At 50.3% G+C, this 13,574-nt stretch carries 18 protein-coding genes and 1 tRNA gene; 7 read left to right on the plus strand and 12 right to left on the minus strand.

Features of this window, described 5'->3' with window-relative positions:
- Positions 1-14: 14 nt before the first annotated feature.
- From Pan161_RS28485 to Pan161_RS28535, 12 genes are all read right to left on the minus strand, one after another.
- The gene (locus Pan161_RS28485) at positions 15-743 is read right to left on the minus strand and encodes an ERF family protein (RefSeq protein ID WP_197995573.1); all 729 of its coding nucleotides are present in this window, start codon (positions 741-743) and stop codon (positions 15-17) included.
- 11 nt (positions 744-754) lie between these two features.
- Positions 755-1,063, minus strand: a complete 309-nt coding sequence (locus tag Pan161_RS28490; RefSeq protein WP_145232109.1) for a hypothetical protein — start codon at positions 1,061-1,063, stop codon at positions 755-757.
- Entirely contained in the window at positions 1,047-1,652 is a 606-nt protein-coding gene (locus tag Pan161_RS28495; RefSeq protein WP_145232110.1) for an HD domain-containing protein, read from the minus strand. The genes Pan161_RS28490 and Pan161_RS28495 overlap by 17 nt, the downstream gene beginning before the upstream one ends.
- Before the next feature lie 10 nt (positions 1,653-1,662).
- A complete protein-coding gene (locus Pan161_RS28500) occupies positions 1,663-1,848 on the minus strand; it encodes a hypothetical protein (protein ID WP_145232111.1) in 186 nt (61 codons plus the stop codon).
- 86 nt (positions 1,849-1,934) lie between these two features.
- A tRNA-Ala gene (locus Pan161_RS28505) sits at positions 1,935-2,007 on the minus strand.
- Between the two features lie 27 nt (positions 2,008-2,034).
- A complete protein-coding gene (locus Pan161_RS28510; protein ID WP_145232112.1) occupies positions 2,035-2,307 on the minus strand; it encodes a hypothetical protein in 273 nt (90 codons plus the stop codon).
- A 12-nt stretch (positions 2,308-2,319) separates the two neighbouring features.
- Positions 2,320-2,550: a hypothetical protein gene (locus tag Pan161_RS28515; RefSeq protein ID WP_145232113.1), complete on the minus strand. Its 231-nt coding sequence runs from the start codon at positions 2,548-2,550 to the stop codon at positions 2,320-2,322.
- Positions 2,547-2,930 (minus strand): hypothetical protein, encoded by a 384-nt coding sequence (locus Pan161_RS28520; RefSeq protein ID WP_145232114.1) that lies wholly within the window; start codon positions 2,928-2,930, stop codon positions 2,547-2,549. Before Pan161_RS28520 ends, Pan161_RS28515 begins: the two co-directional genes overlap by 4 nt.
- Before the next feature lie 21 nt (positions 2,931-2,951).
- Positions 2,952-3,707: a hypothetical protein gene (locus tag Pan161_RS28525; RefSeq protein WP_145232115.1), complete on the minus strand. Its 756-nt coding sequence runs from the start codon at positions 3,705-3,707 to the stop codon at positions 2,952-2,954.
- Positions 3,700-3,873 carry a hypothetical protein gene (locus Pan161_RS30785; protein ID WP_197995574.1) on the minus strand — a complete coding sequence of 58 codons (174 nt, stop codon included), beginning with the start codon at positions 3,871-3,873 and terminating at the stop codon, positions 3,700-3,702. The genes Pan161_RS28525 and Pan161_RS30785 overlap by 8 nt, the downstream gene beginning before the upstream one ends.
- Positions 3,870-4,190, minus strand: a complete 321-nt coding sequence (locus tag Pan161_RS28530; protein WP_145232116.1) for a hypothetical protein — start codon at positions 4,188-4,190, stop codon at positions 3,870-3,872. Before Pan161_RS28530 ends, Pan161_RS30785 begins: the two co-directional genes overlap by 4 nt.
- A 3-nt stretch (positions 4,191-4,193) precedes the next feature.
- Positions 4,194-4,451 carry a helix-turn-helix domain-containing protein gene (locus tag Pan161_RS28535; protein ID WP_145232117.1) on the minus strand — a complete coding sequence of 86 codons (258 nt, stop codon included), beginning with the start codon at positions 4,449-4,451 and terminating at the stop codon, positions 4,194-4,196.
- Between the two features lie 434 nt (positions 4,452-4,885).
- Between Pan161_RS28535 and Pan161_RS28540 the strand changes: the two genes are divergently transcribed.
- The 7 genes from Pan161_RS28540 to Pan161_RS28570 all read left to right on the plus strand — a co-directional run bounded on the left by Pan161_RS28540 (position 4,886) and on the right by Pan161_RS28570 (position 13,564).
- Positions 4,886-6,196 carry a PQQ-binding-like beta-propeller repeat protein gene (locus Pan161_RS28540; protein ID WP_145232118.1) on the plus strand — a complete coding sequence of 437 codons (1,311 nt, stop codon included), beginning with the start codon at positions 4,886-4,888 and terminating at the stop codon, positions 6,194-6,196.
- Positions 6,197-6,700: 504 nt separating this feature from the next.
- Complete coding sequence (locus Pan161_RS28545; protein ID WP_145232119.1) at positions 6,701-7,687, plus strand: DUF1559 domain-containing protein; 987 nt, start codon at positions 6,701-6,703, stop codon at positions 7,685-7,687.
- Between the two features lie 196 nt (positions 7,688-7,883).
- Positions 7,884-8,294, plus strand: coding sequence for a hypothetical protein (locus tag Pan161_RS28550; RefSeq protein WP_232103539.1), 411 nt, complete (start codon positions 7,884-7,886; stop codon positions 8,292-8,294).
- A 221-nt stretch (positions 8,295-8,515) separates the two neighbouring features.
- Positions 8,516-9,586 carry an Ldh family oxidoreductase gene (locus Pan161_RS28555; RefSeq protein ID WP_145232120.1) on the plus strand — a complete coding sequence of 357 codons (1,071 nt, stop codon included), beginning with the start codon at positions 8,516-8,518 and terminating at the stop codon, positions 9,584-9,586.
- 41 nt (positions 9,587-9,627) lie between these two features.
- Positions 9,628-10,269, plus strand: coding sequence for a thioredoxin family protein (locus tag Pan161_RS28560; RefSeq protein WP_232103540.1), 642 nt, complete (start codon positions 9,628-9,630; stop codon positions 10,267-10,269).
- A 45-nt stretch (positions 10,270-10,314) separates the two neighbouring features.
- Positions 10,315-11,238: a DNA-methyltransferase gene (locus tag Pan161_RS28565; RefSeq protein ID WP_232103541.1), complete on the plus strand. Its 924-nt coding sequence runs from the start codon at positions 10,315-10,317 to the stop codon at positions 11,236-11,238.
- 367 nt (positions 11,239-11,605) lie between these two features.
- Positions 11,606-13,564, plus strand: a complete 1,959-nt coding sequence (locus tag Pan161_RS28570; RefSeq protein WP_145232122.1) for a preprotein translocase subunit SecA — start codon at positions 11,606-11,608, stop codon at positions 13,562-13,564.
- Positions 13,565-13,574: the final 10 nt, after the last annotated feature.

Consider the following 13,574-nt stretch of genomic DNA (forward strand, 5'->3'; position numbering starts at 1 on the left):
GATAATTTTCCTATTCAAAACGCGTCCGCAGCATCAGCAGCAGCGCGGGCAATGCCCAGAACCGTTTCAGGTTTGAACAGACCGAAATTCAATTTGTCTTTGATGGATGCCAGCACGAACGAAGCAATTTCAGGATTCTTGACCGTTTCGGTTGTGTGACCAGGTGCCACAAAATCGAGAACCAGGTCAGCATCTTCTTTAGACTGGCAGTTGGCAGCCTTCAGGAATGCGTTGACCTTTTGAGAGTCGGTCTTTTCACCCTGGGTTTGTTGCTGCGCAGGTTGGCGTTGCTGTTGTTGCTGGGTTTGCTGTTGATTCGCAGGCTGCTGTGTCTTCTGATGATGGTTCACAGCAGCTTCGCCATCATCGTCATCACCATCAGGAGCCACGCCCACCATTGCTGCCAGTGCATAGCGCCTGGCGTAAGTGATAGCGGAGCCAATCCCCTGACAGTCCAGCTTTTTCACCGGCATTGTGATTGTTGACTCGATCCACTGCCCGGTCTTATGCAAAAGCGTTGTTGTCACCTTCACAGACTGTCCGTCAAACTCTGGTGACTGAACTACACTCAGACCGTTTTCTGTCAGCGGAATTTTGCATACTGCCCACACGCTTTTGAGTGTGGCATAGTTATGTTTAAAGTGAGGGTTGGCATTGACTCCCTCCTTTGCAGCATTGGCAATGCCCGCTTGAGCCTTTGCCAGTGCTGCTGAAAGTTCGGTTACAGTATCAGACTTGTTCAAAACGTAGCCTTTCAGATTACAAAATGGACGTTATGACCGATCAGTTCGGACAATGGTGGTACTGGCTGCTGTGCAGCCTCTAATCGCTTCTGCACATTCATTCCAGCTTCGCGGAATTTACCAGCCATCTCGTAACAGTAGTCGCGTACTGATTCGAGAACCTCTTCGTCAGTGGTGTTGTGCATGTCCACGCTTAAAACGGGTTTCAGGAAATGCACGTCAAAGAAAACACTTTCCTTGCGAGGCTCTGAACCGCAGTCCTGAAGCACTTTATCCAGGCAGGGCCCAACGGTATTGACCAGGCTAAATTTGTTCGTCAAAGTGTTCATCTTCTTCGTAGAATTCGTCGTCTTGGTCATAGTCATATCTTCCTTCTGTGAGTTCGTGGAAACGGATTAAAAACGAGCGTTTTGCCGTAGCCGGGTCGATTCGTCTGATTGTTGTATCAAGCGGAGTCGGCAGACTTGGCAGATAGTGTGGTGGATTAAACAGGTCGCGAAATTCGGTTGCTTGGACCTGCATGTCTGCTGTGTGAACCGGGTTTGCAGATTCCCGCATTAAATAATGAGAAACGCCGTATTTTTCCAGAATCAAACACAGCAGAACACTTTCGTATTCAGCCAGGTGATTGACTCCGTGCATAAGCAGCAACTTCTTGACCGGCGCTGAAATATCCCCGATGTAAGCTTCAGCAGCATCATGCAGCAGCGCGGGCAGGGCAAACCGTGGATGAACAATGCGGCTGACAATGACACTGTGCTGTGCCACGCTATAAGGCACTTCCATCGCTCCAGCAAACCGATTGATCAGACTTAGATGGTGGGCAATATCGTTGATATCGATTTGCGTTGAGTCGATATTGGTGAGATTGAACTCCACACCTGAATTAGTAATAGTGATACAAGTCACGGTTTTCCCCTTAATGTTGTGCCAAATAAAGCAGGTGTTTTTTGATGCGTGTTAAATTACGAATGGCCTGGCAGATCGTTTCGATTCGATCCTGCATGCCAAAAGACATATCAACACCGAGACTCTGGATTTCTTCTCCGATCACCTCAAGTTGATCTAAATCAGTTTGTAAAATCTGTTCTTCAGCTTGACTCATTTCATTGCGTCCCTTCTCTTTTTGCTTGTCTCTGCGCGTACCTTCCACGCAGTTGAAAATGTGGTGATTAAAAAGCGTCCCTCAAATACCCCTGACGGGATTCGAACCCGCAACCTACAGCTCCGCTAAACTGTCCTCTGCCAATTGAGATACAGGGGTTACCATGGCATCACTCAGGAGAACATTTTATTGCGATGCCATCTTTATTTTTCGCCCGGCCAGGTCTCCGCATGGTCTGGCCTCACTGGGTCGCCTGTCTGCTTTGGTTTTCGATTTTGCTGAATCGTACAGATAGAAAATGTGCTTCCCGTCTCTGGTGTGATATCCGCCGTAACCCAGCGAGGTGCATTCATCCTGCAGCTGCTTAAGTTCGATGAAACAGCCGATACTGCCTGCCGTGAAGATGACAATTAATACCAGAGCAGTGACCACGCCCAATCCTTTAAAGAAATCTTTCAAAGCGTACCTCTTTCATTTCGTTAAAACGTAGTAAGTAATTGCAGCCATCCAGGCAGCTGCAAACGCAAAGGTCAGACTCCACCGTGCCTGGCAATGGCGATTGATCGCCGTTGTGATTCCATACCAGGGATCGGATATAAACCGAGAACCATACAGTTCCTCACGAGTGAGCCAGTAATCCACCCTGGCATCCTTCCGACTGACCTCCTCCAGCCATTCGATAAAGCGGTCAATGTGATTCACGGCAAAACACCTGTTTCTCCGTGCGCTTTCAAAGTGGAAAGCAGATCGCGGGCCTTTTCGACAATTTCCCCAGGAATATCATCAATTGAAGCGGCATGCCTTTTTTCGAACCGGTCAATGATGATTGCCAGAATTTCTGCTTCAGAAAAACCAGTATCAAAATTCAGCATGCAGACAGGCGGATAATCTTGTGGTTCTCCAAGGTCTGCAGCATGCAGTGGATTTCTGATTATGTATGAAGATGGAACCCCTCCCGCTTGGTGGTTGCAGGCAGTGATATGCCCCAGCCAAAAATCATGAGAAGAGTCTCCTGTTTTGTGGTATTCCACAACTCGATCTTGCATTGTTATCACTCCAGAAATATTAAGATTAACAGTCAATCGACAACTCTCTGCCGCTACTTACGACTTCTGAAACTTGAGGTAATCCAGACCGATCACCAGAAGACGCCGTCCGTACTTCCGGGTTGGAAGTCCTTTCTGACGCATGGTGTTGATAGAAGACTTGCTGACACCAGCGGCATCCGCAATCTGGTCAAGAGTGTAAGCCCGGTCCGGTTCGATTTTGCAAACAGCTTTCTGCGGAAGTTCATCCGAGATAACCTGCGTTGTCGGAAGCCGCACAGGGCCAACCTGCGGCATCCCTCGACGAGCCCGGTTCATCGCATCTTGAAGAAACGCCTTACCTGCAAATGGCACCGTCACCCCTATCGATCCCGGCTTTTTTCCCTTCTGATGGACAGCATGAATAATAATCAGACCAGTGTAACTATCAAACGATACCAGGCGATGATTGATCGGTCCTCCCGACAGGTTGAACCGTTTGATAACACTGCTGATGCCAACCGATGCCTGATTTGTGTCGAAAAACTTTATAGCACCTGGAGTACCTGAAGAGACTTTTTTCATCCCCAGTGCGTTCAGTTCTTCTGAGTAATAAAAACAGACATGTGTTTTGGGTCCAAGATCATATTTCAGCTTTGCTGCCTTATTGAAACGCAGGGCACTGCCCTTGGAAATGGCTGCCAGTGGAGAAGAGGACCACACGACTTCCCGACCTTTCCGTTTGTATGTGGCATCTCTCAAATCACTACTGCCGTCTTCTTGCGGCTTATACAATTCAAAAGTAAGCCGGTTTTCATCAGTTAATTCAGTCATTGTTCTTGCTCCTTTGGATAAACTCGATACTGTCGCGCCGGTCCAGATCCAGCCAGACTGGGCCAGCCCCTAAATCAATCTCGATAATTTCAACTTTTGATCTCTCCACCTCCCTTCCATCAAACCCAAACAGCCAGCCGACCAGGCGTTTCAGAAAACCGATCATGCGGGCACCGCCCTCGCGGCTATGGCATTAGACCGGTTGGCTGTGTTCATCAGCCCCAGCTGAGTGTGAAACCGCCCGCTGACGATCTTTGCCCGCAAATGAAAATCCTCTTCAGAGACAACAGCAGAAAACACGTCGTCAAAATCGAATGACAGCGGTTCGCCGTCCACATCGACATTCACATAGAACGCCGTTTTCCCAACCACAGCCCCATCAACGATGGAGCCGTCGAACAGGATGCACCGCACTCGGTCACCGGTTTTTAATGGCGAACCTGGCTTTGCGTCTCTGGCTTGTGTGTGATCAATATTTTGCATTAGTTAATCCTTTGCTCTCTCAATTAAATTCAGGACTGAACGGGCACAGACAACCCGTTTTCCGTTGCCTGTTTCGCCGCCATCGGCAACTGGAAACTTGCCGCCTCTCAATCGACCGTCTTCGCAACATCGCCTCACGGTATTAGCATGAATGCCGAGTATCGATGCTGCTTTCTTGATGCTTAGAAGACCGTCACAGCCGAACTTGTACCCATAGTCTTCATCAGACCCGGCCAGCTGCTCTGTTGTTTTTGTCACCATCGCTTCACTTTCAAATCTGTTGTTTTGCGTTTGAAGTGAGGCCAATGTAATCGATATTTTCCAGGCGCCTACCCTTGTTTGATGCCTGAAATAAAGGGTTTTTTAGTCATCCGACGATACCCGCCGATTTCCGCTCATATCCGCTAAGATCACTTTTAAACCGCCGATTTCCCCTTTAAAACTTTTGTGTTTTTTGAATTTTGTTTTTCGGCAGCTGGTTGATTGGTGGTAAATGATGCGATACTTATAGAATTAGCCACGCTGTTAGCCACCGAAAAGTAATCAATGGTGACCTATGTGATTTTCGACAACGTGTTTTTTGTTTTCAGCTTGTTAGCAGTGGTTTGCTATGGTGAGCTATGTAGAAATCAGCGTGGGCATGCTTTTGGTCCACGAAGTAAAATAATTCTTTCCATTCAACCCTTGAGGTAATTATGGTCGGCACACGAGAATTGCTCGCGTTCGTACTCTGTTTCAGCTTCGTATCGCAGCAGGCTTTCTGTGACGACTGGCCTCAATGGGGAGGACCGCAGCACGATCTGGTCTGGCGGGAAACAGGAATTGTGAAAACTCTGCCCACGTCCGGCGTGCTGCCCCGTGTCTGGTCGACGCCCATCGGAGAGGGTTACGCGGGACCTGCTGTCGCAGAAGTGAATTCGCGCTGGTGCGTATTTGTAACGGATCGCATTTTCAAACAACGGGTCAGCTTTGAACGAGTTTTATGTCTCGACGCAGAGTCCGGTAAAATCATCTGGAAATATGAGTACCCCGTCGAGTACTCGGTCAGCTATCCTGCCGGGCCCCGTTCGACGCCTGTCATCAACGATGGTCGTGTTTATACCGTCGGTGCGCAGGGACACCTGCTCTGCCTGGATGCAAAGAACGGGAAGGTACTCTGGGGCAAGAATTTTGTATCCGAGTATGGAACGCAACTCCCCACCTGGGGCATGGTCGCTGCACCGCTGGTGGAAGGCGACCAGTTGATTACACTGGTCGGAGGACAGAAGAATTCACTCGTAGTCAGTTTTGACAAGAAAACCGGGAAAGAGCTGTGGCGTTCGCTGGAAGATGCAGCCGTGGGATATGCGCCCCCTGTCATCTTTGAATTTGGCGGTCAGCGGGAACTGATCGTCTGGCATCCGACGGCGGTTTCGGCGATCAACCCCGAGAATGGAAAACTGATCTGGGAGGTCCCGTATGGCGTGCGCTACGGTTTGAGTATCGCCACGCCTCGCAAGGTGGGAAATCGGTTATTTGTCGCCAGCTTTTATAATGGCCCGCGGATGATTGAAGTCTCGCCGGATGGCAATCAGGCAAAAATTGTCTGGTCGGGCAAGAGTGACAATGAAATCAATACCGATGGGCTACACCCGATTATGATGACCCCCGTCTTCAACGGGAAGAATATTTATGGTGTCGGCAGTTACGGACAGTTGAGAGGCCTGGATGCAAGTAACGGAAAACGACTGTGGGAAACGGAACAGGCCACAGGCAAAGGCCGCTGGTGGAATGCGTTTATCATCCCCCATGAAGACCGCTATTTTCTGCACAATGAACAAGGCGATCTGATTATCGCGAATCTGACTCCCGCGGGTTACGAAGAACTGAGCCGGGCGAAACTGATCGAACCAACGCGGCGGGTCCAGCGGCGGATGACGATCTGGTCGCATCCTGCGTTCGCCATGAAAAGCGTTTTCGCCCGTAACGACAAAGAAATCATCCGCGTCGATTTGTCTGCGAAATAAAAAACACCTTTGTATACTTTATCGCGGTTTTTTGCTGGTCTTCTCTCTGATCTGTCATCTGGAAATCCCACTGATGTCACGCTGAATTCCCTGGATTCATCGGCATGTATCTCATTTACACGATTGAATTTAGCGATTATTTCTTTTGAATAAATTCCCAAAAAACGGTTCGGCTGCTCTGAATTGTTGTTGCGTGAACATAAGCAAGGGCTTATATTCTTAGCATTACTTATTAAGAATAGTTACCTACCTTCCCCCCCAGATTCATCACAGGGCTCCAGGCTCCCCGCTAGAGCGCATCACATTTAACCATAGCGTCTCACAATCTATGATACTCGGTCCAAATGGCCCTGGAGACGCGACAGTAAAACGGGACACAGTCTAGACACCTTCCAGATACACCAGTCATGACAGGGAAATGCACTGAATGTCCCTGCACGCTACGTGAGCTATTGCTTTTATTTCCTTCCCCATAATCACTCCTTTTAACGAAGAGGCATCCTAATGAACCCGCCAATCCAAACAAAACGAGGATTTACTTTAATTGAACTGCTGGTCGTCATCGCCATTATTGCAATTCTAATCGCTCTGTTACTTCCTGCAGTTCAACAGGCCCGGGAAGCGGCAAGACGGAGCACCTGTAAAAATAATATGAAGCAGATCGGCCTCGCATTACATAACTACCATGAAACCTATAGTACGTTTCCCGTTGGTGCCCTGCCCGGAAATCGTCCCAACTGGCGCTACGGTTTACTCCCCAGCATCGACCAGGCGCCCCTTTTCAATCAATTGAATGTTTCTGGGCACTGGGCTTCCGGCTGTAATTCGTCGAGCTCATACGGTCAACAGGCAACTAACACAAATTTGATTATCGTGGGAATCAAGATCCCTGTCTTTCAGTGTCCTTCCAGTCCGCTGGATCCTAACAATCCTTCAGGCAGCATGTGCAATTACGATCGACTGCAATGCCATGATTATGTCGGCATCAGCGGTGCGACTCCTGACCCCGCCGGTCGCTCCAACGTCTGCTCTACGGCGGCTAACTATGGCGTGTATTGCAATAACGGATTACTGGTCCCCGGCAAGAACTACCGTTTCCGCGATGTGACAGACGGAACATCGAACACAATTATCGTTGCGGAACAATCTGGAAGTGTTTCCGGAAATGACTGGCGTACTAACTATCACGGCGGTTGGCGCGGCTGGTCCTCCACGGGTGATGTTGTGAGTCGAACCGGCGCGCATCACGTCGCAGGTGTGACCACGGTTGCCTTTTCCATCAACGCGAAATCAGGTCAGGCCGGCGGCAACACCGTTCCCCGCTCAAGTAGTGCCTACTCCGGGAATACCATTATCAATTCTTATCACACCGGTGGAATCCATACGTTGCTGGCAGATGGGGGCGTCCGCTTTGTTTCCGAGAATCTTGATTTTCTGACGTTGAAACAACTTTGTGTACGTGATGATGGACAGGTCATCGGAGAATTCTAGAACACATCGCATTTACCTGTAGCAGCTCTCTGGCTGACGGGAATCCATCCTGCAACCCAGGGACGCTGTTGTCAGGAGGCGTCAGTTTAAAACACACCATTGATCAGCACAGGCATTTTCCCTCTATTCCAGCACGAATCAGAGAACGATGATTACTGTCTAATAACACCGGGTACAGTTGACTAAAGGTTTCATCATGAAGTCGAGTTTAAAATATTGTGGCGTTCTCTCTGGATTCATCTTTTTGATTGCAGGTTGCGGGGGGGAGCCAGAAATCCCCACGGGTCAGGTCAAAGGCAAAGTGAGCTATGAAGGTGCGCCAGTCTCTGAGGGAGTGATTTCCTTTTATTCCTCCGAACTGGGTGTCGGCGCTTCGGCTGATCTGTCAGAAGAAGGGCTTTACACGATTACAGATCCATTAAAAACGGGAAAATATGCAGTCACAATCCTGCCCCCGCCTGAAGCACCGCCCCAGGATGCCATCCCGGTCTCGACCAAAAAAGAATACAAAAATATCCCCTTGAAATACCGCGATCCGAATAAAAGCGAATTAACCTTCGAAATCAGTGAAGGGGATAATTCGTTTGACGTAAATATGACGAATTAGACCCACCAGGACAGTGAATCGAGGGAGTTGCCGACAGGTCGGGGCTCCTGGGCAGGATCTGTGCGTTCATTTCAGTGGTTGAATATTCTTGAAGGCAAGCAGGACCGAAGTCGAATCAGGCTGGAATTGGCGAGTGGTTATTATATGATGAAGGCATAAGTTTCCTCCCGCATTCATGATGATGCACGCGGGTACTGCCTCCTAATTAAAGAGCCATTAATATGTCGTCGGATCATTTTGCACCGCCTCAGGATCGATCCCAGGAAGTTCAGATTCCTCTGGAACCACTGAAGGAACTGCTGGTCAAACTGTTTGTTCGGATGGGTATGTTTGAGGTCGAAGCAGAAATTGCTGCCGACCGTTTGATTGAAGCCGATCTGCGCGGCATTCACTCTCATGGCAGTCGCACGGCTGAACGCTATCTCGATTCGATGGACATGGGTGACATCGACCCCCGGGCTCAGATTCTGACACTCAAAGAAACGCCGGCCATCGCGGTGCTGGACGGCAGCAAATCGATGGGACACGTCGCAGCAACCCGGGCCATGGAACTGGCGATTAAAAAAGCGGGAGAAGTCGGAACCGGAACCGTCGTAGTTAAGAACAGCCATCATTTTGGCGCTGCTGCCGTGTATGTCCTGATGGCTGTGAGAGCAGGTATGATTGGTTACTGCACCACCAACACGGGGAGAGCGACGGTGGCCGCCCATGGGAGTACGCAGGGTGCTACCGCCAATAATGCGATTGCCTGGGGTGTGCCGACACGCGAAGGTGCCCCGTTTGTACTGGATATGGCGTGCGCGAAAACATCCTGGGGGAAACTGGATACACAGACCATGTATGGTCTGCCGGTTCCACCCGGATATGCTCTCGACAGTGAAGGCAAAGAAACAACGGATTCATCTGCAGTAAAAACCTTGCTGCCCGCAGCAGGTCCGCGTGGCTATGGACTGGCAATGGTCAGTTCGATTCTGACAGGTGCCCTGGCAGGCGGTAAGCTGCCGATCAATAAAACTAAACCACCGGAAATCGAAGGTTCGGAACATTTCTTTTATGTGATCGATCTGAAACAGTTTGTCGAAGAAGACCAGTTTCATAATGAACTTGATTCCGCGATCAAATGCATTCACCAGTTAAGTACAGTCAACGAAAACGAACCGGTCCGCTTACCGGGAGAGAGTGAGTGGGAGCAGACCCAGCGTTCATTAGGTGAAGGGCTGCTGGTACACCGTGATCATGCGAACCAGTTAAAAGAGCTGGCTGAGCGAATTCGTTTTGATGTCCCCTGGTAAAATAACGACTGATTTTTTCCCGGCTATTTTTGAGGTTGATAATGATGTCTGCTTCACGACAGATATTTTTTCTGCTGGCTGTCTTTGCCTGCTGTTTGTTCTTAAATGAGTCCCCACTTTGCGCCGGTAAATATAATCCCGTGCTGACCGTGGGAGACAAAGCACCGACGTGGGAGAAGCTGCCGGCGACGGATGGCAAGTCGTACTCGAGTGCATCGTTTCAGGATAAAGACGTACTGGTAATCGCCTTCACCTGTAACAGCTGCCCTTATGCGGTTGATTATGAAGGCCGCTTGAACCAACTGGCGCAAAAGTATTCTGCCAAAGATTCCCCCGTGGCTGTGATCGCCGTAAATGTGAATCTGGTGCCCGCAGACAGTCTGGAAAAAATGAAAGAACAGTCGACGGAAAAGAAATTTGTGTTTCCGTATCTGTTTGATCAGAGCCAGAAGATAGGGCAGGAGTTTGGCGCAACGCGAACCCCGGAATTTTTTGTCTTAAATAAAGAACGAAAGATTGTGTATATGGGCGCCATGGACGATGCGACCGACGCCAGTAAAGTCAAACAGGACTACGTTTCGGAGGCGATCGCAGCGGCATTAAACGGGAAACAGCCAGAAACGACAGAAACCATTGCGATCGGCTGTAATGTTCGTTACAAACGCATTCGCAGAAAAAAATAATTCACCCGCCCTTCCTCCGTCGCGACTGTTTCTCCAATGACGAAAATGAACCAGATATATATTCAGGATTGCATCTCAGGCATGCAGGAACTGGAAGCGGAGTCGATTGATCTGGCATTTGCAGATCCGCCATTCAATATCGGTTACGAATACGATCAGTATGAAGACCGGCTCGAGAGTGAGCAGTATCTGGACTGGTGTAAGCTCTGGCTGTCGGAAGTGGTGCGGCTGTTGAAACCGGATGGCACTTTCTGGCTGGCGATTGGAGATGAATATGCAGCTGAGTTGAAAGTCATGATGCAGCGTGAACTGGGCCTGACGTGTCGCAGCTGGGTCATCTGGTATTATACGTTTGGTGTGAACTGCAAAAATAAATTCAGTCGCTCTCACGCGCACCTGTTTTATATGGTAAAAGATTCGAAGCAGTTTACCTTCAATGCCGACGACCCGGCGATTCGCATTCCTTCTGCACGTCAGCTGGTGTATGGCGATAAACGCGCGAATCCCAAAGGCCGCCTGCCCGATGATACCTGGATTTTAAGGCCGCAGGACATTCCCGAAAGTTTCCAGGGGGAGGAAGATACTTGGTACTTCCCGCGGATCAATGGCACGTTCAAAGAGCGTCAGGGCTGGCATGGCTGTCAGATGCCCGAACAACTGCTGGGTCGCATCATTCGTGCCTGCTCTCATCCGGACGAAGTCGTACTGGATCCTTTTTCAGGGAGCGGCACAACGCTGGCGGTTGCGAAGAAACTGCAGCGGCAGTTTGTGGGCTTCGAACTTTCGGAGGAATACGGAGCGCGCGCCCGACAACGACTGGCTGAGATCGAACCCGGACAGCCTCTGGATGGCGCGGAGAATCCCCTGGTCAGTGCGCCTGCGACTAAAAACGGAAAGCGTCTGGAAGATCGCCAGGGGAAAACAGCCACATCCAAACGCGCAACACCCCGTAAAAACACTCAGACCTGAACTGGCCCTGAGGCAAAAACCTCACCGCTCATCCCAGCGACTCTTCACGCTGGTGCGCGGATCCACGGGAACCAGCAGATTCCCCACTCTGATACCCGTCGCGATCCTGATCCCCGCTGTCCAGCGGCATGAAAGATGCGTTTTTCTTTATTTACTTCGAGATGAACTGATTCCGTGCTCCAGATTCCTAAATTGTTGCCTGAACGCCACATTGGTGTGATGGAACAGTTTCAAAAAAGCCACATCTAAGCGGTTTTAGAGACTTACTTTCGCCAGTGGGATAAAAAGGATCGAATCAGTACTGCAATTCAGTTAAAATAAACAGGTCCAATCTCTCTTTTCTATTGTCAGGATTGTAACAGCTATCGTGGCCAATTTTCTCACCTCACTGACAAATCGAATTCGTGGTTTTTTGCTGACAGGCGAAAATGAAATTCCGTCTCTCTGGTGGGATATGATTGACCAGATCCAGAGCCTGCGGGACGGATACCATTCCGCGAGCGAATCCCAGCTGTTTGATGAATGGCATTCACTGCGTTATCGGGTTCAGAGTGGAGAATCGCTGACGAATCTTCTACCAGAAGCTTTTGCGCTCGTCAGCGAGCAGATGCAGCGGCATCTGGGAATCACCCCTTATCCGGTACAGTATCTGGGTGCCTTCGCCATGCATGAAGGTGCCATTGCCGAGATGCAGACAGGGGAAGGTAAAACCCTGACGGCGGCACTGGTACTCTGCCTGAATGCATTGCCCGAAGCCGGCATCCATATCGCAACCGCCAATGATTATCTGGCAGAACGCGATGCGGCATGGTTGAGCCCCGTGTATCACTCGCTGGGGATGACCGTCGGAGTGATCACTTCAGATTCTTCAAAGTCCGAGCGAAGGGATGCTTATGATTGTGATATCACTTATAGCACCGCGCGGGAATTCGGGTTTGATTACCTGCGGGACCTGTTGAGTATCCCCAACCATAAAATGTCGATCAACACACGCCGTCAGCAGTTATTCGGTCGGCAGCCTGACAAAACAGCAAAGTTGCTGGTCAATCCCCGCGCCCCCTATATGGTCATCATTGACGAAGCCGACAGTATTCTGATTGATGAAGCACGTACGCCCCTGATAATCGGTCAGCAGGACAGTGGGGATGAATCCCAGTTGAAAAGCGTGTGTCAATGGGGTGCTTCACACACAACCAGACTGACTGCAGACGAGCACTACATTGATCATGGCCCGCAACGCGGTATGGAACTGACAGAAGCAGGCCGACGCATTGTACGTGAGATGCTACTGGAGCAGGGGGCCCCCGCTTCCCTGGATACGGGAACCGCCTACCTCGCTTCCGAGCGGGCTTTACGTGTGCAAAACTACTTCCACAACGGACGCGAATATGTGGTCCACGAGGGAAAGGTGGCGATTGTTGATGAATTCACCGGTCGCATCGCAGAAGGGCGCATGTGGCAGAACGGGATCCATCAGGCGATTGAAGCCAAAGAGGGCCTGGAAATCACGACTCCCACCAAAATCGGCGCACAAACTACCGTGCAGGAACTGTTTGCCCGCTATCCCCGGATGGCAGGTATGACGGGTACCGCTGAATCCGCGACCAGCGAACTGAAAAAAGTCTTCTCGACTCCCGTCATCAGCATTCCCACCAATCGCCCCTCCCGACGTGAGCTGCACCCGGAGCAGATTTTTATGACAGCGGAAGAGAAATGGAAGGCCGTCGTACAGGAGACCGCAGAGATGCATCGCCTGGGCAGACCTGTTCTGATTGGTACACGATCGGTGAACCTGTCGAATGAGCTCTCCGCTCTGCTGCTGCAGAAGGGACTGGAGCATGAAGTCCTGCATGCTTTAAATCATGAAAATGAAGCAGCCATCATCAAAGAGGCAGGTCAGCCAGGCCGAATCACCGTCGCGACCAATATGGCGGGTCGCGGGACTGATATTCTGCTGGGTGAAGAAGTCTCGGAGCGCGGCGGGCTGCATGTGATCTGCTCTGAACTCCATGAATCGGCGCGGATTGACCGGCAGCTTACAGGCCGGGCCGCACGCCAGGGAGATCCTGGCAGCGCACGGATCTTTGTTTCACTGGAGGATGACATTCTGAGAGCCGGCCTGGACTCCGAAGCAGTTGAAGAACTCACCGCAAAGTTTCAAGGCGGCATTCATGATCGGAAAACCGTACTGCGTGCCTTTTATCTGGCACAGCAGCGGATCGAAAAACGTCATGAGCTACAGCGAATTGAACTGGTCAAGCGAATCCAGGAACGCCGCGAGATGCTGCATAAGATGGGACAGCACGCGAACCTGGATGCACTTTAAGAATGAACTC

Source organism: Gimesia algae, assembly GCF_007746795.1.
GTDB lineage: Bacteria > Planctomycetota > Planctomycetia > Planctomycetales > Planctomycetaceae > Gimesia > Gimesia algae.